The following is a 19,104-nucleotide window of genomic DNA, read 5'->3' on the forward strand; positions in this document are numbered from 1 at the left end:
CTCCGTTGCGGTAGGTCAGATGATTCCGAAGAGGATCCCTGCCCCGAGGATGATCAGACATGTGAGCGCCGCCCACTTCACCACGAACCTCGTGTGGTCGCCGAACTCGACCTTGGCCATGCCGACCAGGACGTAGACGGCCGGGACGAGCGGGCTCGACATGTGCAGCGGCTGGCCGACCAGCGAGGCGCGGGCCATCTCCAGCGGGGTGACGCCGTGGGCGGCACCGGCCTCGGCGAGCACCGGCAGGACACCGAAGTAGAAGCCGTCGTTCGACATGAAGTAGGTGAGCGGGAGGCTCAGCAGACCGGTGACCAGGGCCATGTGCGGGCCCATGCCCTCGGGGATGACGTCCACCATCCACTCGGCCATGTGGTCGACCATGCCGGTGCCCTGGAGGACGCCGGTGAAGACGGCGGCGGCGAAGACCATGCCGGAGACGTTGAGGACGTTCTCGGCGTGGGCGCCGAGGCGGGCCTTCTGGTCGGGCATCTGCGGGAAGTTGACGGTCAGCGCCAGGGCCGCGCCGAGCAGGAACAGCACCGGGATCGGCAGCCACTCCATGATCATGGCGGTGAGCAGGGAGACCGTGAGCAGCGCGTTGAACCAGTACAGCTTGGGGCGCAGGGTGGGCCGGGCCGGGTCGAGGACCTTGAGCATACGGTCGTCGTCCGCGTCCGCGTCGGCGTCCGTGCCGGAGCCGGAGCCGCCGGTGGCCACCGGGCCCTTGCCGGAACCTCCGGTGCCCACGAGAACGGTCTCGGTCTCCGTCTCCTTCTCCTCCACCAGCACCTCGTCCAGCGTGAGCGTGCCGAGCCGCTTGCGCTCGCGCATGCCGAGGACGTACGAGAGCACGAAGACACCGAGGAGGCCGACGGCGAGGGCCGGGATCATCGGCACGAAGATGTCGCTGGCGTCCACCTTGAGGGCGGTGGCGGCACGAGCCGTCGGGCCGCCCCACGGCAGGGTGTTCATCACGCCGTTGGCCATCGCGGCGATGCCGGTCATGACGACCAGGCTCATCTTGAGGCGCTTGTACAGCGGGTACATCGCCGAGACCGTGATCATGAAGGTGGTCGAGCCGTCGCCGTCGAGCGAGACGATGGCGGCGAGTACGGCGGTGCCGACGACGATCCGCATCGGGTCGGCCTTGCAGAACTTGAGGATCCCCCGGACGATCGGGTCGAAGAGCCCGACGTCGATCATCACTCCGAAGTAGACGATCGCGAACATGAGCATCGCCGCGGTCGGGGCAAGGTCGGTCACGCCGTCGATGACATAGTCACCGAGATGGGCGCCCTTCCCGACGAAAACGCAGAACAGTGCCGGAATCAGCACGAGCGCCGCGATCGGCGACATCTTCTTCATCATGATCAGGACCAGGAAGGTCGCGATCATGGCGAAGCCGAGGATGGTCAGCATGAGTGGATACCTAACGTTCGCCCTTGAACTCCCACCGGAGTCGGCAGTGCGATGACGTTAGGTGCCGCCGAACGGCGTTAACAAGATGTTGACATGCGAGCAATAAGCGCAAAACTCCTGGTCACGGCTTTGCTCAGGTCAGCGGGGTGAGCTTTTCGGTCACGGCGGAGATTTTCACGGCGGAGATTTCCACGGGCACTCCGTTGAGGACCGCGTTGCCCGACAGCGGGTCGAGCAGGCTGCCGTCGAGGAGCTGGTTGACGTTGACGCCGGGGTCCTTGACCGCATGGCTCATCCGGGTCGCGGGCCTGTCGTGCCCCCACCCGTGCGGCAGGCTGACGACGCCCGGACGCACGGCGTCGGTGACCTCCGCGGGCGCGGTCACCTCTCCCCCGGACCCCTTCAGCCGTACGGCCGCCCCGTCCCGCACGCCGAGCCGTTCGGCGTCGGCGGGGTGGATGTGCAGAGTGCAGCGGTTGGTGCCGCCGGTGAGGGCGGGCACGTTGTGCATCCAGCTGTTGTTGGACCGCAGATGACGGCGGCCGACGAGGACGATTCCGCCGGGACGTTCGTCGAGGGCTCGCCTCAGCCGGGGCAGGTCGTCGGCGATCGGCTGCGGCAGCAGCTCGATCTTGCCGCTCCCGGTCTTCAGCGGCTGCGGCAGCCGTGGGCGCAGCGGTCCGAGGTCGATGCCGTGCGGATGGGCCAGGACCTTCTCCAGGGTCAGGCCGTCCGGCCGCAGGCCGAACCCGTCGCCGTAGGGGCCGAGGCGCAGCATCATGTCGAGCCGCCGCTCGGGGCCGCTCTCGCCGGTGAGCCGGTCCGCCAGCGTCCGAGGGTCCTGGCCGTACACCGGGGAGTGCGGCTCTTTCACGGCTTTGCCCAGTGTCTGCTGTACGACCATGGCGTCCACGGCCGCGGGGTCGGCGCCGTGCGTTCCGGTGGCCGCAAGCGTGAGCCGGGCGAGGATCTCGCTCTCGGACATGCGGCCGGGTTCGAGCGGGACGGCGGGGCGGCTGTAGCGGACCTGGTTGCGTACGGCGAAGGCGTTGAGGGCGAAGTCGTGGTGCGCGCTCTGGGAGGGCGGGGGCGGCGGCAGGACGACGTGGGCGTGGCGCGAGGTCTCGTTGAGGTAGGGGTCGACGCTGACCATGAAGTCGAGCGAGTGGAGGGCCTTGTCGAGCCGGTCGCCGTCGGGGGCGGACAGCACCGGGTTGGCGGCCACGGCGATGAGGGCGCGGACCGGCTCGCCCTCGGGGGTGGCGGTGTCGATCTCCTCGGCGAGCGCGGACAGCGGCAACTCCCCTTTGGCCTCGGGGTGTTTGCTCACCCGGGAGTGCCAGCGGGCGAGCCGGAAGCCACGGCCGGGGCCGGCGGGCCGGGGCGTCTTGTCGGTGGCCGCCTGCGGGAAGAGCGCGCCGCCGGGGCGGTCGAGGTTGCCGGTGAGGATGTTGAGGACGTCGACGAGCCAGCTGGCCAGGGTGCCGTACGGGACGGTGCAGCTGCCGATGCGGGCGTAGACGGCGGCGGTGGGCGCGGCGGCGAGCTCGCGGGCCAGGGCGCGGATGACGCCGGCGTCGATGTCGCAGGCGGCGGTGACGGCTTCGGGGGTGAAGTGCCGTACGGCGTCCTGGAGTTCGGGTACGCCCTGGACATGGGGCGTCAGGTCGCCGAGGTCGACGAGGTCCTCCGCGAAGAGGACGTGTGTCATCGCCGCGAGCAGCAGGGCGTCCGTGCCGGGCCGGATCGCGAGGTGGCGGTCGGCGAGCTTGGCGGTGCGGGTGCGGCGCGGGTCGATGACGGTGAGGGTGCCGCCGCGGGCCCTGAGTGCCTTGAGCTTGCCGGGGAAGTCGGGGGCGGTGCACAGACTCCCGTTGGATTCCAGGGGGTTGGCGCCGATGAGGAGCAGGTGGTCGGTGTGGTCCAGGTCGGGTACGGGGATCGCGTGGGCGTCGCCGTAGAGGAGCCCGCTGGAGACGTGCTTGGGCATCTGGTCGACCGTGGAGGCGGTGAACAGGCTGCGGGTGCCGAGCCCGGCGACCAGGACGGGCGGGTAGAGGGCGCCGGCCAGGGTGTGGACGTTCGGGTTGCCCAGGACGACGCCGACGGAGTGCGCGCCGTACCGCTCGACGACCGGCCGGATCCCGGCCGCGACCGCGTCGAACGCCTCCTGCCAGGTGGCCTCGCGCAGCTCGCCGTCCGTGCGGACGAGGGGAGTGCGCAGGCGGTCGGGGTCGCCGTCGACGGCGCCGAAGGATGCGCCCTTGGGGCAGATGAATCCCTCGCTGAACACATCGTCGCGATCACCCCGGGCACCGGTGACACGGGTGCCCTCGATGGTCAGCGTCAGCCCGCAGGTGGCCTCGCACAGGGGGCAGATTCGCAGGGCGGTGCGGGACACGGGTCCTCCCGGAGGGCACGGCGGCAACGGTGACGCACTGGCTGCGGTCGAGCATACCGACCGGTATGCACGAGGGGGAGGGTCCACCGTGGGCGAGGTCGGAAACACGGGAGGGCGGGAGGGCCGGACGCCGCGAGGGCCGGAGTCCGGGGCGGTCGGCATCCGAGGCGGTCGGTCAGTCCAGGACTCGCGCCAGGTACGCCCGCAGCAGTTCCCGCGCCTCTTCGATGATCTTCTCGTCGCCCTCGGGGGCCACCCGGAAGGCCAGGTGGACAAGGGTGTCGGCGGTCTCCACGGCGATGAGGAAGGTGCGCCGCAGATCGTCGTCGGGGGTGCGGCCGAGGTAGCCGGAGAGCAGGTCGGTGAGACGGTCGGCGACGCGGTGGTTGGGTTCGGCGTGCCGGACGCCGACCGGGATCTGGTTGCCGAAGTCGACCAGGGAGAAGCCGGGCGCGGTGCGCTTCATGGCGAGGTACTCGTCGAGCACGGCGTCCATCGCGCCCCGCCAGCCGCCGTCACCGACCTCCTGCAGGCGGGCGGTGACGCGTTCGGTGTAGCGCTCCAGGTTCCGCTGGGCGAGGGCGTCGGCCATCTGCCGTTTGTTGCCGAAGAAGCGGTAGACCGAGCCGATGGGGACGCCCGCGCGCTGGGCGACGGCGCGGGTGCTCAGGTCGTCGTAGCCGACCTCGTCGAGGAGGTCGGCGCAGGCGTCGAGGATCCTGGTCAGCCGTTCGGCGCTGCGCCGCTGTATGGGCGCACGACGGAGCGAGGTCGCATGGGGCACGGGTTTCATGATGCCTGTCCGCCCGGGCCCGGTGAACCTCGCCCCCCGTTGCCGCGCACATTCACCGTCCGGCGGGCGCGCTGGTGCGCCCTGTCGGCCCCGGCTGCGACGCCGTGATGTCGGCCGTCCTCTCGATGGGCTCGCCGTCCACGGCCCACACCGTGCCGTCGTCGGCGTAGAGCCGGGCGGTGACGTGGTGCGTGCCGCGCTGGACGAGGCCGGCCGGGAGGCGGTACTCGGGGGTGCGGAGCCGGGCGACGCGGCGGCCGTCGACGAAGAGATGGGCGAGACCACGGCCGGCCACGGCCTCGGCCTTCGTGCCGGCCGGCGAGAAGCGGAAGTTACGGACCGTCAGGCGCACGTCCCAGCCCCCGTCGGCGTCCGGCTGCACCTCGACGCCCACCTCGGGGGCGTCCTCGTCGTCCACCTCGCGGTAGTGCCGCCCCTCGTCGTCGGTGGCGTCCAGGAGCTTGCCGACCGGCGACATCGACTCCCCGTTCTTCCGGCCCCCGCCCCCGTCCGCGTCACCGGAGCCACAGCCCGCCGCTCCGGCGAAGAGCAGCACACAGGCCGCGAGCGCTGCGAGCACTATGCGAGTCCACGACATGACGGCGAGAGTAGAACACCGGTCCGATACCTCGAATCCCCCTGAAGTCTGGTTCTCGATGTACGCCCTGAGGACCGGATGCGCACCCCTTGCGTCACTGAAACCACATTCCTATGGTGGAACATAGGAATCAGACGCCAAGGGAGCACCGATCATGAGCGTTGGGGGTACCTCCCGCGCGAGCGTGTTCGAGCGTGAGGAAACGCGGAAGACCGCCGAAGGACTGGCCCACCTCTCCGGTTTCGGCAATGAGCACAGCTCCGAGGCGGTCCCGGGCGCCCTGCCCCAGGGCCGCAACTCGCCCCAGCGCGCCCCGCTCGGGCTGTACGCGGAGCAGCTCAGCGGTACGGCGTTCACCGAGCCCCGCGCCCGCAACCGCCGCTCCTGGCTGTACCGGATCCGCCCCTCGGCCGCGCACCCGGCGTTCACGCGCACGGAGAACGGCTCGATCCGTACGGCGCCCTTCACGGAATCGGTGCCCGACCCGAACCGGCTGCGCTGGAACCCGCTGCCACCACCCCCGGCCGGAACGGACTTCCTGCGGGGCCTGTGGACCCTGGGCGGCAACGGCGACGCGACCCAGCGCACCGGTATCGCCGTGCACCTGTATCACGCCGATGCCTCCATGGACCGCGTCTTCAGCGACGCCGACGGCGAGCTGCTGATCGTGCCGGAACGCGGCGGACTGCTGCTGCGCACGGAGTTCGGGCTGCTGCATGTGGAACCGGGACATGTGGCGCTGCTTCCTCGTGGAGTGCGCTTCCGTGTGGAGCTGCTGGATGGTTCCGCCCGGGGTTATGTGTGCGAGAACTACGGGGCACCCTTCCAACTGCCCGACCTCGGCCCGATCGGCGCCAACGGGCTCGCCAACGCCCGGGATTTCCGGGCGCCCGTGGCTGCTTACGAGGACGTCGAGGGTCCGGTCGAGGTGGTGAACAAGTTCTGCGGGAACCTGTGGACGGCCACCTATGACCACTCCCCCCTCGATGTGGTCGCCTGGCACGGCAACCATGTGCCCTACGCCTATGACCTACGCCGCTTCAATGTGCTCGGCACCATCAGCTACGACCACCCGGACCCGTCGATCTTCACGGTGCTCACCTCGCCGAGCGACACCCCGGGCCTCGCGGGCGTGGACTTCGTCGTGTTCGCGCCGCGCTGGCTGGTGGGCGAGGACACGTTCCGTCCGCCGTACTTCCACCGGAACGTGATGAGCGAGTACATGGGGCTCATCGAGGGCGCCTACGACGCGAAAACGGCCGGCCCTGGAGGGTTTGTGCCCGGCGGCGGTTCGCTGCACAACATGATGTCGGCGCACGGCCCGGACCGGGAGACCTTCGACCGCGCGAGCGCCGCCGAGCTGCGGCCGCACAAGGTCGACGACGGGCTGGCGTTCATGTTCGAGACCCGCTGGCCGGTGACGCTGACCGGGCAGGCGGCCGGTGCGGAGCAGCGGCAGCGCGGGTACGACGACGTGTGGCAGGGCCTCGAACGCCACTTCCGCCCCTTGCACTGAGGGTCCCCTGCCGGTACGGATGGCTCAATGACCTCCTTCGCCCCGGACTCGATCGTCCTGAACCGCAAGCTGCCGCTCTGGTATCAGGTGTCGCAGTCGCTGCGCGCGTCGATACTCGGCCGCTCGCCCCAGGACCCGCTGCGGCTGCCGACCGAGGAGCAGTTGGCGGGGCACTACGGCGTGAGCGTGCTGACCATGCGGCAGGCGCTGAAGGAGCTGGAGGACGAGGGGCTGATCACCCGTCATCGCCGGCGCGGCACCTTCATCGAGCCGGATGCGACAAGAGGCGCCCCGGTGCGGCTGCTGGGCTCCGTGGACGCGATCGTGGCCCAGCAGTCCGGCATGACGACCGAGCTTCTCGATCACGGCAAGGCGCCGGTGCCGACCGAACTCGCCGAGTACTTCCCGGATCTCGACGAGGTGGCGACGTACCACCGGCTGCGCGGCGACGAGAAGACCGGCGAACCGACGAACCACGCCCGCAATCACGTCCGTCCCGAACTGGCCGAACGCTTCGATCTCGACGACCTGGTCCGCTGGCCGATGACCAAGGTGCTGCGGGATGTCGTCGGGGCGGACATCAGCCGCATCACGGACACGGTGGAGGCGCGGCTCGCGGACCCGGAGACGGCGCGGCTCCTCGAAGTCCCGCTGCTCAGCCCGATTCTGCGGTACACGGGGATCATCTACGACACCGGGGGGCGGGCGCTGGATGTGGCGGTCATCCATTACCGGGGTGACCGGTTCTCGTTCTCGGTCACCCTCGATGCGTAGCGCTCCGCTGGGTGACTCGTTCTTCGTCTGTCGGTCAGTGCGGGCTGGTCGCGCCCACGCGGCGGAGCCGCACATCGACACAGCCTCGCGCCCCTATGGGGCGCTGCCCTCCCCCCGGCTGTCGTAGCCAGGTCGTACCATGCCCTGCGTGACGCACGACGACGCTCCGCTGCTGGCGGACCTCATGCCGTGGTCCGTCGCACCGCCGCGGCTCGGCCGGGGGTGGCCGGCGGGTCCGGACGCGGCATCCCTGAAAGCCCGGTGGGACGCGCTGGTGAAGGCCGAAGGCCCGGACCGGGAGGCGTTGTTCGAGCCGACCCGGTCGCGGACGCCGCACACCGCGGTCGGGCAGTTGCCGGGACAGTCCAGCGGCACGGAGAAGCTGGCCCGGGCCACCGGGCCCTGCCCGGAACCCGTGCGCGTGCTGCATGCGCCGTTCGACGAGCAGTGGCTGATCCCCGACCACCGGCTGATCGACGTGGCCCGGCCGGAGTTGTGGCGGGTGGCGGACGAGCGGCAGGTCTTCGTGGCCGAGACGGCGGGCGGCGGGCCGGGCCCCGTCCTCCTGGCGACCTCCCTGCTGCCAGTGCTGCGCCCCGGCCGGGTCCGCCCGCTGTATCGCCGTCCGGGCGGGGCGGAACCGAACCTGGCGCCGGGCCTGCCGGAACACCTGGGTGAGCTTCTGGGCGAGGTGCCCGAGCCGGTGGACGTGCTGGCCTGGATCATCGCGGCGGTCCGTGCCGACCTCGCCGTTCCCCTCACCGGGGACCCCGGACTCTGGGCGCAGGGCGTGGAGTCGGGGCGTCGGGCGCTGCGGCTGATGTGCCGCGACGGCGAGCGCCCCAAGCTCCCCGGCGGTCGCCGACCGTACGTCCGCGCCCCTCTCCCCGCCCGCCCGCACACCCTTGTCTACGACCGTGAGGAGGAGGTCCTGCAGATCGACGAGGGCCGAATCTCCCCGGTGCCGCCCGAGGCCTGGGACTTCGAGGTGAGCGGGGTCCGGGTGCTTCAGGAGTGGTTCACGGCACGGACGGCACCCGCCGAACAGCCGGGCACCCTAGACGCGATCCGCCCGGCCACCTGGCCCCAGACCTGGACGTCGGAGCTCCTGGAGCTGATCACCGTACTGGCCCTGCTCTCCGAAGTCCCGCCCCTCCCCGACCCGTTGACGTCTCCCGTGACCGCGGCCGACCTGCACAAGGCGGGCGTACTCCCGCCGCCGGAGCCGTCCCGCAGACCGGCGTCCGTCCTGGACTCACCCGAGGAGGGCCCGGAGGGCCAGCTCACGCTGATCTGACACCGGCGAAGTGATGTGCGGCGGGGGACGACGGGCCGTGGCGGGCCGGTCGAGGTGTCGATGCCGGAGGCGCTCGCGGTGAGGTCTCCCCACGCCCTTAAGTGGGGGGATGGGGCATCCGCTGCACCATGTGATGCACGACGGCACAGCCCCGGCGCGCACCGGCCTCGCGCACGCCGTCATCGCGCCGTACGACGCCTGTCCGACCGCGGGCGGCGGGAGAGTGCTGCTGTCGGTGCAGAACGACCGGGAGTGGCGGCGGCTGGCCGAACAGGTGCTGGAGCGGCCGGAGTTGGGAACCGACCCGGCGTACGCGACGAACGCGGCCCGGGTGGCGCACCGGGAGCGTACGGACGCGGCCGTCGCGAAGGCGCCGGCCGGGCTGGATCCCGATGCGGCCGTGGCACGGCTGGAGGCCGCGGGCATCGCATGCGCACGGCTGAGGGACGTACCGGACGTCGCGGCGCATCCGCAGCTGGCGGCCAGGGGACGGTGGCGGGAGGTGGAGTCGCCGGTGGGGCCGCTACGGGCACTGCTGCCGCCCTCCCCCAATTCTCGGCTTCGCTCGAACCGGGGGACCCCCATCCATGCCGGGCGGGGACGAGGCACGGATGGGGCCGTGCCCGCGCTCGGGGAGCACACCGAGGCGTTGCTGCGTGCCGTGGGGATGACGGACGAGGAGATCGCAGCGTTGCGCCGGGACGGTGTGGCGGCCTGAGCGCGGGCCTTGAGGAACGGTCCCGAGAAGCGCGGTGTCGCTCAGCGCCCGCCGAACAGCGAACGGCGCAGCCGGCGCAGTGGCGCGAAGAGCGAGACCCGGCTCACCCTCTTGCCCCGGTCGCTGCGCTGCTGCGGGGTGTCTCGTGCGGTGATCTCGCGCATCAGCGAGGTCGCCTCGGCTGCCTCCGTCTGCGGTACGGCAGGGCCTGCCAGCACCGAGAGATGGCGGTCGAGGCGCGAACTGGTCGCGCCGCTCCCGCAGGTGATCGCAGGGACCCTCGCCCTGCTGCGCACTGTTATCTGTTCCATGTCACTCCCCACCCGTACGAGTCCACCCGGCCCGGGCAGGGTAACCCTATCGCCCCCATGGGGCACTCGTGTATCGCGGTCACAGGATTCACCTTCCCCGTAAGGGGGTTGACGACTCGTCCCCGGTTACTCTCCGAATCCAACCGAATTCAGGGCGAGTTGGACAACGGGCTGGGTAGTGGGCTGCTCCGACCCTCCGTCGGGCTCCACGGTCACCGCCAGTGATGTCGCGGACTTCTCCAGACCGGACGCGACCAAGGGCGTGTCACCGTCGAACAGCCCGAGGGAGAGTGGTTGCACATCGGGGCGCATGAGCCAGAGTTGGTGCACACTGCCGCTCGGCAGGTCGCCGTAGCCGCTGAGAGTGACCACCGCGCTCCCCTCGGAAGCGGAGGCGACGACTCCGATACTTCGGCCCTGGGCGTCCTGTCCGGTGCTCGCGCGCGCGTCCGGCGCCGCGAGAACGTGGGCGATCTCACGCGCCTGCGCCCGCTGGGCGTCCAGCTCGTCCTGCGTCCGGCCGGCCTGCACGGCGAAGAGCGAGGCGACGACCAGGGCCGCGGCGGCCGTCGCGGTGGCGACGGGCGCGAAGAGGGGGCGCGTCCTGCGCGCACGGGCGCGCGCGGGCGGCGGCTGGGTGCCCCAGACGTGCGGCGGCAGCTGCGGCGTACGCGCGCGTGCCGGTTCGGGCTGCGCGGCGGGTTCCTGGGGAGTCGTGCGTACGGCGGCCAGGACCCGGTCGCGCATCGCAGCCGGCGCGGGCGCGGCCGTGGACCAGGCGAGGCGGACGGCGTCCTCGGTGAGGGCGCGTACCTCGGCGGCACACAGGGGGCAGTCGTCAAGGTGCTTCTCGAAGCGCACGCGTTCCGCCGGTTCCAGGGCGTCCAGGGCATAGGGGGCGGCCAGGGAGTGCAGGTCCTCGCGGCGCAGCAGTCGGTCGAGGATGCTCATGCGACACCTCCCAGGCATGCGCGCAGCCGGGTCAGTCCGTCGCGCATTCTGGTCTTGACGGTACCGAGCGGCAGGGAGAGCTGCTCGGCCACCTCACGGTACGTAAGCCCGTCGTAGTAGGCGAGGGTGACGGACTGGCGCTGGAGGTCGGTGAGGCGGCCCAGGCAGCGGCGCACCGACTCGCGTTCCAGTCCGGCCTCGACCTCCTCGGAGACCTGGTCGAAGGCGGGGCTGTGGGAGCGGCGGGCCTCACGCACCTCGCGTTCGCCGGCCGCGCGGGCGCTGCGCACCCGGTCCACGGCGCGGCGGTGGGCGAGGGTGAGGACCCAGGACAGGGCGCTGCCCCGGCCGGGGTCGAACCGCGCGGCGGACCGCCAGAGTTCGAGCAGCACCTCCTGTGACACCTCCTCGGACTGCGCCGGGTCGCGTACGACTCGCTTGACGAGCCCGTACACCGGCCCGGCGACCAGTCCGTACAGCTCCTCGAAGGCTTTCTGGTCGCCCCCCGCCACGAGCACCAGAAGCTCGTCCGCCTCCACCCGCTGCCCCTCTCTACGGCCGCACGGGGCCGATCCCGTCCCACCAGGCATTCGCAACGAACACACCTCCGGATGGGGTTACGGATCAGCGTGCCCAAAACGCCAGTCCAGCGGAGGGAAATTTCGTTTTTGGATTCGACCAATCCGCCCCGCCACCGGCATCGAATCCTCGTGCGTCAGGCAAGTTGGACTGAGGACGGACGGCATGACACCTATCTCCAGGAGCGGCGTGGGCGCGCGGAGCGTCGCGACCCTCATATGTGGTGCGCTGGCCGCCGGGGGGCTCGCAGCCGCCGGCGTGGCCACGCTGGAACCGGGGGCGGCCTCCGCCTCCAGCCACCGGGAGGCCCCGCTGATCTCGGGGACTCCGCAGTACGACAACACGGACCTGTACGCGTTCGTCAGCCCGGACAAGCCGGACACGACGACGATCGTCGCGAACTGGATTCCGTTCGAGGAGCCCGCGGGCGGGCCGAACTTCTACCAGTTCGCCGAGGACGCGCAGTACGACATCCACATCGACAACAACGGCGACGCCCAGGGCGAGCTGCTGTACCGCTACACCTTCAAGACGCACATCAAGAACGAGAAGTCGTTCCTGTACAACACCGGCGCGGTGGAGAGCCTGGACGACCCCGACCTGAACATCACGCAGACGTACGACATCGATCTGCTGCGGCTGGAGAACCAGCATCTGGTGTCGAAGACGAAGGTCGCGGACGACGTTCCGGTGGCCCCGTCCAACGTCGGCAAGGCGTCGATGCCGGACTACGCCAAGCTGCGCGAGCAGGCCGTGTACGAACTGGCGGGCGGCTCCACCACGTTCGCCGGTCAGGCGGACGACCCGTTCTTCGCGGACCTGCGCGTCTTCGACCTGCTGTACGGCGGGAACCTCTCCGAGGTCGGCAACGACACGCTCAAGGGCTACAACGTCAACTCCATCGCCCTGCAGGTCCCGACGCACATGATCACCGAGTCGCCGGACCAGCCGATCGTGGGTATCTGGTCGACGACCCAGCGCAAGAACGCGCAGGGGGACTTCGAGCAGGTGTCGCGGCTCGGCAGCCCGCTGGTGAACGAGGTCGTCAACCCGCTGGAGGACAAGGACACGTTCAACGCGTCCGCGCCGTGGGACGACGCGCAGTTCCTGGAGAACGTGACCAACCCGGAACTGCCGAAGCTCATCGAGGGGATCTACAAGATCCCGGCGCCCGACGAGCCGCGCAACGACCTCGTGGACGTCTACCTCAAGGGCGTCGAGGGACTCAACCAGCCGCCGAACGTACGCGCGGCGGAAGAACTGCGTCTCAACACCTCGATCGAGCCGGCCGCCAAACCGAAGCGGCTCGGTGTCCTCGACGGCGACAACGCGGGCTTTCCGAACGGGCGTCGGCTGACCGACGACGTGATCGACGCCTCCCTGCAGGTCGTCGAGGGTGAGCTGGTCGGGGCCGCGAACGACTTGGGCGACGCGGTCAACAAGAACGACAAGGACTTCGAGCACGCCTTCCCGTACGTCGCCCTGCCGACGGAGGGTTCGCGCGGTCCGCTCGCCAAGGGCACGAGCGGCGACAACGACGTCCGCAGCCAGCTGGGCGACGCGCTGCAGCCCGCGGGTACCGCCGGTGGTTCCGAGGACACCACGCTGATCGCCGCCTCGGCGGGTGCCGGCGCGGCCGGGATCCTGCTGATCGGAGCGGGGCTGATGTGGTGGCGGCGGATGCGGGAGCGGGCGTACTAGGCGCTCCGCGGGAGGTGCCGCGACCGGCCGTCGAGCAACTGCGGTGCCGTCGTGGCTGGTCGCGCAGTTCCCCGCGCCCCTCTCGGGGCACTGCTCTCCCCCCCACCCCAATAGCTGGCGCGGCCCGCTCGTACCCATCCCCCACGGCGCGGGCCGCGCCGCTTCACCTCACCACTTCCTTCATACGACCGAGGAGAGGTCATGTCCCCGCGTTCGAACGACAGCGAGCCTCCTGAGCCGCCGGAGGCCGGGCCCGAGCCCTCTGCCACAGAGACCGGGGAGGCTCCGGAGGCTGCGCAGGTCGACGAGCGGGTGGCCGCCGTTCGACGGATCACGGCGGCCGGACGGCGTTGGCGGGCCGCCCAACTAGCGGGCTGCGCCGCCATGTTGGCGGTCGCCATGACCGCCGGTGCGATCGCGTTCGGGGCCGTGCGGGACGACGCGGGCCAGAGCATCGCCTCCGTGCCCGCCGCCATGTCGCCGGCGCTGCTGTCCAGCGGTGATCTCGACGCGAGCATCACCTCGCTGCAGGACCATCTCCGCGCCCAGCCAAAGGACTTCGGAAGCTGGGCCACCCTCGGGCTCGCCTATGTCGAGCAGGCGCGGACGAAGGGCGACCCCTCGCGCTATCCGCAGGCCGAGCGGGCGCTGAAGCGGTCCCTGGAGCTTGCGGCCGACAACGACCAGGCCCTGGCGGGGCGTGCCGCGCTCGCCGCCGCCCGGCATGACTTCGGCGACGCGCTGAGCTACGCCGACCGGGCGCTGAAGCAGAACCCCTACAACGAGCGCGCCCTGTCCTCCCGCGTCGACGCCCTGGTCGAACTCGGCCGGTACGCCGACGCGTCGAAGGCCGCCGACACCGCCGACTCCCGGCGCCCAGGGATCCCCGTCTTCAGCCGGTACGCGTATGTGCGCGAGCTGCGCGGCGACGTACGGACCGCTCAGCGGGTGCTGGAGCAGGCCCTCAACTCCGCCACCGCGCCCGGAGACGTGGCGTACGTCGCGACGCAGCTCGGTCAACTCGCCTGGAACCAGGGCGACTACGAGACGGCGCTGGAGCACTTCGGCCGCGCGCTCGCCGCCGACGAGGAATACCTCCCCGCGCTGGAGGGCCGCGCCCGCGCGCAGGCCGCGAGCGGTGACCGGGCCGGCGCGATCAAGGGGATGGAGCAGGTCGTGGCGCGGTATCCGCTGCCCGGCCCGCTCGTCGTCCTGGGTGAGCTGTACGAGGCGCGTGGCGCCGACGGGGACCGGGCGAAGGCGAACGACCAGTACGCCCTCGTCGACGCCTGGACCGCGCTCGCCCGCGCCAACGGCGTCAACGCCGACCTCGACACCGCGCTCGCCGCCGCCGACCACGGCGACGCCGAGTCCGCGCTGCGCGCGGCCCGCGCCGAGTGGGACCGCCGGCAGACCGTGCACACCGCGGACGCCCTCGCCTGGGCCCTGCACCGGAACGGCCGGGACGAGGAAGCCCTCGCGTACGCGCGCCGCGCCACCGCGACCGGGTACCGCAATGCCGCGTTCCTCTACCACCGCGGCATGATCGAGCAGGCCACCGGCAACGCCGAGGACGCCCGTTCCTCCCTCACGTCGGCCCTGGAGCTGAACCCCGCCTTCTCGCCGCTGGGCGCACGGGAGGCCCGTACGGCGCTCAAGGACCTGGAGGCGGCCCTGTGATGAGCCCCCGTCGTCTGTGCGCCTCCGGCGCGGCCGTTCTGACGGGCGTCTGTGCGCTCGTGCTCGTCCCCTCCGGAGCCGCGAGCGCGCACCCCCTCGGCAACTTCACCGTCAACCGCTACGACGGCCTCGTCGCCGCACCCGGCGAACTCCGGGTCCGTCATGTCGAGGACCTGGCGGAGATCCCGGCGACCCAGGCCAAGCCCGGCATCGAGAAGGCGGGCATGGCCGACTGGGCCCGGCAGCGGTGCGCTTCGGCCGCGCGGGACAGCGAGGTCACCGTCGGGGGACGCGCTGTCGGCCTCACCGTCGCCGAGAGCGACGCACGCGTGCGGCCCGGACAGGCGGGGCTCGACACGCTGCGGGTGGAGTGCCGGCTGACCGCGCCGCTCCCCGAACGCGACACGCTCACCCTCGGCTTCCGCAGCGCGGGCGCCGGGTCCGGCCCCGGCTGGCGTGAGATCACGGCACGCGGTGACCGTATGACGCTCACCGCGTCGGACGTCCCGGCGGAGTCGAGCTCCCGGGAACTGACCGAGTACCCCGAGGAATTGCTCTCCTCTCCCGCCGACACCGCCACCGCGGCGCTGGACATACGATCCGGCGGCCCCGCCCTCACCGAGGACCGGCAGGAAGCCCCGGCCTCCTCCGTGCTGCCGCGCGGCGCCGACCGCTGGACCCGTGCCCTGGACTCCCTCGTCGCCCGCCACGACCTCACGCTCGGCTTCGCCGCGCTGGCCCTGGTCATCGCGGTCGGCCTCGGCGCGATGCACGCCCTCGCCCCGGGCCACGGCAAGACCCTCATGGCCGCGACGGCGGCGGCGCACGGCGGCCGGGCCCGCCTCAGGAACGTCCTCCCCCTCGCCGCGTCGGTCACGGTCACCCACACCCTCGGCGTGGTCGCCCTCGGCCTCCTCGTCACGGCCGGTTCGGCGGCGACGCCCTCGGTGATCGCCTGGCTGGGCATCGCGAGCGGCGCGCTGGTGATCGCGGCGGGCGCGAATCTCGTACGACGGGCCTGGCGCAACCGGCGCCATACGCACGGACATGGACACCCGCACGACCACACACACGACCACGACCACACGCACGGACACACCCATGACCACCCGCACCCGCACCCGCACCCGCACCCGCACCCGCACCCGCACCCGCACCCGCACGACCACGACCACGACCACCAACCCGACAAGCCCCCCGCCCGCCAACTCGTCCTGGCCGGTGCGGCATCCGCGTCGCCCTCAACACACGCTCACCCGCACGCCCACGAGCACCATCACGACCACCCCCACACCCACCCCCACCCCCACCCCCACCCCCACCCCCACAGCCCCTCACACACCGTCGAGCACACCCACGGCGGCTTCACCCACACCCACTCCACCGCCCCCACCCTCCGCGGCACGATCCTCCTCGGCTTCGCCGGTGGACTCGTGCCCAGTCCTTCGGCCGTCGTCGTGCTCGTCGGTGCCGCCGCTCTCGGCAAGGCCTGGTTCGGGCTGTTGCTCGTCGTCGCGTACGGCGCCGGGCTCGCCCTGACGCTCACCGCGGCCGGGTTCGCGGTCGTCAGGCTGGGCGGCCGAGTGACCCGGATGCTGGACAAGGGCCCCCGCTGGACCGCAAACCCGACAATTACCCTGCTACGCAGGACCGCACCGCTGCTGTCCGCGTTCGTGGTCGTGGCGCTCGGGATCGGATTGCTTGTCAGGGGGGCGGCATCCGTACTTGGCTGAGCTACGTTCGGGAAGGATGAGGAGAATCAGCGCGGATGCGAATGGGGGGCGCCCGTGTCCGAAGAACCGGGCAGTGAACGTGTGATCGCGGGCCGCTACCGTCTGCTGTCCCCGCTCGGCGCGGGCGGCATGGGGACGGTGTGGCGGGCCCGCGACGAGGTGCTGCACCGCGAGGTCGCCGTGAAGGAGGTGCGCGCGCCCGCGGGGTTGCCGACGTCGGAGGTCGAGCGGATGTACGCCCGGCTGGAGCGTGAGGCGTGGGCGGCGGCGCGGGTCGCCAACCGCAATGTGGTGACGGTGTTCGACGTGGCCTCGGACGGCGGCCGGCCGTGGATCGTGATGGAGCTGATCCGCGGGGTGTCGCTGGCGGACCAGTTGGATGCGGAGGGGCCGTTGCCGCCGCAGCGTGCCGCGCACATCGGCGCGGAGGTGCTGGCCGCGCTGCGAGCCGCGCACTCCGCCGGGGTGCTGCACCGGGATGTGAAGCCGGGCAACGTGCTGCTGTCGAACGACGGGCGGGTCGTACTGACCGACTTCGGCATCGCCACGGTCGAGGGCAGTTCGGCGCTGACCATGACCGGGGAGGTCATCGGCTCGCCCGAGTTCCTGGCACCGGAGCGGGCGCTGGGCCGCACGCCGGGTCCGGAGTCAGACCTGTGGTCGCTGGGCGTGCTGCTGTACGCGGCGGTGGAGGGCAACTCCCCGTTTCGCCAGAACACCCCGCTCAGCACTCTGCGGGCGATCGTGGACGAAGAACTGCCGCCGCCGCGCCGGGCCGGTCCGCTCGCAGGCGTGATCGAGGGGCTGCTGCGCAAGGACCCGGCCGAGCGGCTGCCGGCGGACCGGGCGGAGCAGGATCTGCGGCTGATCGGAGCGGGAGGCACTCCGCGCGCGGAGAGACCTCCCGCGGCCCCCTACACACCGACGCTCGCGGCCCGGCCGCAGCAGCCGCCCACTCCGCCGCCCACCCAGCCGCCCCCCTACACCCAGCCCGTCATCGCCCCGGCGACCACCACCGCGACCCGGGAACCCGACCGCAACCGCCGCGCCGCCATCGCCATCGTCGCGGGCCTCGCCGCCATCGTGCTGGCCCTGGCCGGGCTGACGTACGCCCTGCTGAACGGGGAGGACGACGGGGGCGACACCGGAAGCGGCAGCACCACCAGCCAGACCAGCGAGGGCAGTTCACCGGGCGACGACGGCAACGCGGCCGGCGGGGTTTCGAGCCCGGCACAGACGCCGGGCGACGGCGGGACCTCGGCCGAGTCCCAGCAGTCCGTGCAGGTCACCTTGGCGGGAGCGAACACGGAGTACTCCGGGGCGTGTCCGCCGTCGAACGACGAGGCGCCCGCGTTCACCGCGACCATCACGGTCGGGCAGTTGCCGGCCGAGGTGAGCTATCGCTGGGTGTCCCGGGACGGCGAGGTGATGGATTCCGGCTGGAAGACGCTGTCGTTCCCCGAAGGCGGCTCGCGGAGCCAGCAGGACCGCGCGTTCGTGACGACGTACGACGACAGCGGGACCTTCCGGAACGAGATCAGTGTCGAGGTGCGCGACCCGGTGCGGACCACGTCCAACTCGGTCGCGTTCTCGGTGACATGTGAAGGGGAGAGCCCGACGGACGGGGCCTCCCCTTCGCCTACGGCCTCTTACTAGACCCGGACTTCGCGGGTCTAGTCGTTGGCGTTCAGGACCGGCAGATAGCCGCCGGACTGGCCGCTCGTGTTCGGGTGGTACGACTCGCTGAGGTTGGCCAGGTTCACGCTGTGCAGCCAGGAACTGCCGGAGCAGATCTCGTGGCCGGTGAAGGTGGGACGGACGTCGCCGAAGGCGAAGCCGTGGTCGGCGGCGCGCTTGGCGATCGCGGTGTCGAGGTGGTCGGCGGCGCCGTTGATCGCCTTCCGCTTGGTCTCGGAGAGACCGAGGCACAGGGTGCCGAGCCGGTAGAGGCGCGGGTAGCCGAGCACGACGACGCGGGCGGACGGGGCCTCGGCCCGGATCGCCGAGTAGACGTTGTCGAGCTTGCCGGGCAGCGTCGAGTCGACGTACGCCCGGGCGGTGTCGACGCGGGAGAGGCAGGCGCTGTCGGACTGGAGCACGCAGGTGACCATCACGTCCATGAAGCCGGCGTCGTTACCGCCGATGGTGATGGACACGAGGGACGTGGACGCGCTGAGCGGGCCGAGCTGACTCGCCAGAACATCATCCGTTCGGGCGCCCGAGCAGGCGGTGAAGTCGAACGTCGAGGGTGAGTTGGCGGCGGCCCAGAGATAGGCGTACGACCTCGTGCTGCGCTTGCAGTCGCCGCTGGAGGAGAGGTAGCTGCCCGCTCCGAGCCCGGAGGAGTAGGAGTCGCCGAGGGCCACATAGCCGCCTTCTGCGGCGGACGGGGCGGCCTGCGCGGTGGCCGATCCGGTGAGGGTGACACCGACGGCCAGGAGGAGTGAACTGACGTATACGGCAATTCGGGAACGTCTCATGGAACCTCCCTATAGCAGGATCTCTGCCTCAACCGGCGTAGCAACTACGCGTGTTGAATGGAAGTGTCCATGCCAAGACTTTCCATATCTTTCCCGGATCCGCACCACGACTTCACGCGGCCCTACATTTCATGCTCATTACAAAATCGT

15 protein-coding genes and 1 pseudogene are annotated in these 19,104 nt (G+C 71.3%); 8 read left to right on the forward strand and 8 right to left on the reverse strand.

What is annotated here, in order from left to right; genetic code table 11:
* Positions 1–15 precede the first annotated feature (15 nt).
* The 4 genes from GFH49_RS09975 to GFH49_RS09990 all read right to left on the reverse strand — a co-directional run bounded on the left by GFH49_RS09975 (position 16) and on the right by GFH49_RS09990 (position 5,214).
* Entirely contained in the window at positions 16–1,422 is a 1,407-nt protein-coding gene (locus GFH49_RS09975) for a CitMHS family transporter (RefSeq protein ID WP_155055463.1), read from the reverse strand.
* Positions 1,423–1,555: 133 nt separating this feature from the next.
* The gene (locus GFH49_RS09980; protein ID WP_155055464.1) at positions 1,556–3,823 is read right to left on the reverse strand and encodes a molybdopterin oxidoreductase family protein; all 2,268 of its coding nucleotides are present in this window, start codon (positions 3,821–3,823) and stop codon (positions 1,556–1,558) included.
* Between the two features lie 175 nt (positions 3,824–3,998).
* Complete coding sequence (locus GFH49_RS09985) at positions 3,999–4,616, reverse strand: TetR/AcrR family transcriptional regulator (protein ID WP_155055465.1); 618 nt, start codon at positions 4,614–4,616, stop codon at positions 3,999–4,001.
* Positions 4,617–4,668: 52 nt separating this feature from the next.
* On the reverse strand, positions 4,669–5,214 hold the full coding sequence (locus GFH49_RS09990; RefSeq protein WP_155055466.1) for a hypothetical protein: 546 nt from the start codon (positions 5,212–5,214) through the stop codon (positions 4,669–4,671).
* Positions 5,215–5,368: 154 nt separating this feature from the next.
* Here GFH49_RS09990 and hmgA point away from each other — a divergent pair, with 154 nt between their 5' ends.
* From hmgA to GFH49_RS10010, 4 genes and pseudogenes are all read left to right on the forward strand, one after another.
* Positions 5,369–6,730, forward strand: coding sequence for a homogentisate 1,2-dioxygenase (gene hmgA, locus GFH49_RS09995; protein WP_155055467.1), 1,362 nt, complete (start codon positions 5,369–5,371; stop codon positions 6,728–6,730).
* Positions 6,731–6,757: 27 nt separating this feature from the next.
* A complete protein-coding gene (locus GFH49_RS10000) occupies positions 6,758–7,504 on the forward strand; it encodes a GntR family transcriptional regulator (RefSeq protein ID WP_155055468.1) in 747 nt (248 codons plus the stop codon).
* A 139-nt stretch (positions 7,505–7,643) separates the two neighbouring features.
* Positions 7,644–8,801, forward strand: coding sequence for a type ISP restriction/modification enzyme (locus tag GFH49_RS10005; RefSeq protein ID WP_155055469.1), 1,158 nt, complete (start codon positions 7,644–7,646; stop codon positions 8,799–8,801).
* 15 nt (positions 8,802–8,816) lie between these two features.
* A pseudogene (locus tag GFH49_RS10010) lies at positions 8,817–9,519 on the forward strand (CoA transferase); the annotation flags it as partial.
* 41 nt (positions 9,520–9,560) lie between these two features.
* Here GFH49_RS10010 and GFH49_RS10015 read toward each other — a convergent pair.
* The 3 genes from GFH49_RS10015 to GFH49_RS10025 all read right to left on the reverse strand — a co-directional run bounded on the left by GFH49_RS10015 (position 9,561) and on the right by GFH49_RS10025 (position 11,371).
* Positions 9,561–9,830 carry a hypothetical protein gene (locus tag GFH49_RS10015; protein WP_155055470.1) on the reverse strand — a complete coding sequence of 90 codons (270 nt, stop codon included), beginning with the start codon at positions 9,828–9,830 and terminating at the stop codon, positions 9,561–9,563.
* Between the two features lie 126 nt (positions 9,831–9,956).
* Positions 9,957–10,781 (reverse strand): anti-sigma factor, encoded by an 825-nt coding sequence (locus GFH49_RS10020; RefSeq protein ID WP_155055471.1) that lies wholly within the window; start codon positions 10,779–10,781, stop codon positions 9,957–9,959.
* Complete coding sequence (locus GFH49_RS10025; protein ID WP_268867476.1) at positions 10,778–11,371, reverse strand: sigma-70 family RNA polymerase sigma factor; 594 nt, start codon at positions 11,369–11,371, stop codon at positions 10,778–10,780. Before GFH49_RS10025 ends, GFH49_RS10020 begins: the two co-directional genes overlap by 4 nt.
* Positions 11,372–11,525: 154 nt before the next feature.
* Here GFH49_RS10025 and GFH49_RS10030 point away from each other — a divergent pair, with 154 nt between their 5' ends.
* The 4 genes from GFH49_RS10030 (at position 11,526) to GFH49_RS10045 (ending at position 18,130) form a co-directional block, all read left to right on the forward strand.
* Positions 11,526–13,061 carry a DUF4331 domain-containing protein gene (locus GFH49_RS10030; RefSeq protein ID WP_155055473.1) on the forward strand — a complete coding sequence of 512 codons (1,536 nt, stop codon included), beginning with the start codon at positions 11,526–11,528 and terminating at the stop codon, positions 13,059–13,061.
* A gap of 201 nt (positions 13,062–13,262) precedes the next feature.
* A complete protein-coding gene (locus tag GFH49_RS10035) occupies positions 13,263–14,741 on the forward strand; it encodes a tetratricopeptide repeat protein (RefSeq protein ID WP_155055474.1) in 1,479 nt (492 codons plus the stop codon).
* On the forward strand, positions 14,741–16,474 hold the full coding sequence (locus GFH49_RS10040) for a HoxN/HupN/NixA family nickel/cobalt transporter (protein WP_155055475.1): 1,734 nt from the start codon (positions 14,741–14,743) through the stop codon (positions 16,472–16,474). The genes GFH49_RS10035 and GFH49_RS10040 overlap by 1 nt, the downstream gene beginning before the upstream one ends.
* Positions 16,475–16,528: 54 nt before the next feature.
* On the forward strand, positions 16,529–18,130 hold the full coding sequence (locus GFH49_RS10045; RefSeq protein ID WP_155055476.1) for a serine/threonine-protein kinase: 1,602 nt from the start codon (positions 16,529–16,531) through the stop codon (positions 18,128–18,130).
* Positions 18,131–18,147: 17 nt separating this feature from the next.
* On the opposite strand, the gene GFH49_RS10050 is transcribed toward GFH49_RS10045, so the two are convergent.
* Positions 18,148–18,954 (reverse strand): SGNH/GDSL hydrolase family protein, encoded by an 807-nt coding sequence (locus tag GFH49_RS10050; RefSeq protein WP_155055477.1) that lies wholly within the window; start codon positions 18,952–18,954, stop codon positions 18,148–18,150.
* Between the last annotated feature and the right edge of the window lie 150 nt (positions 18,955–19,104).

Origin of the sequence: Streptomyces blattellae, from assembly GCF_009709555.1 — a bacterium.
GTDB classification, from domain to species: domain Bacteria; phylum Actinomycetota; class Actinomycetes; order Streptomycetales; family Streptomycetaceae; genus Streptomyces; species Streptomyces blattellae.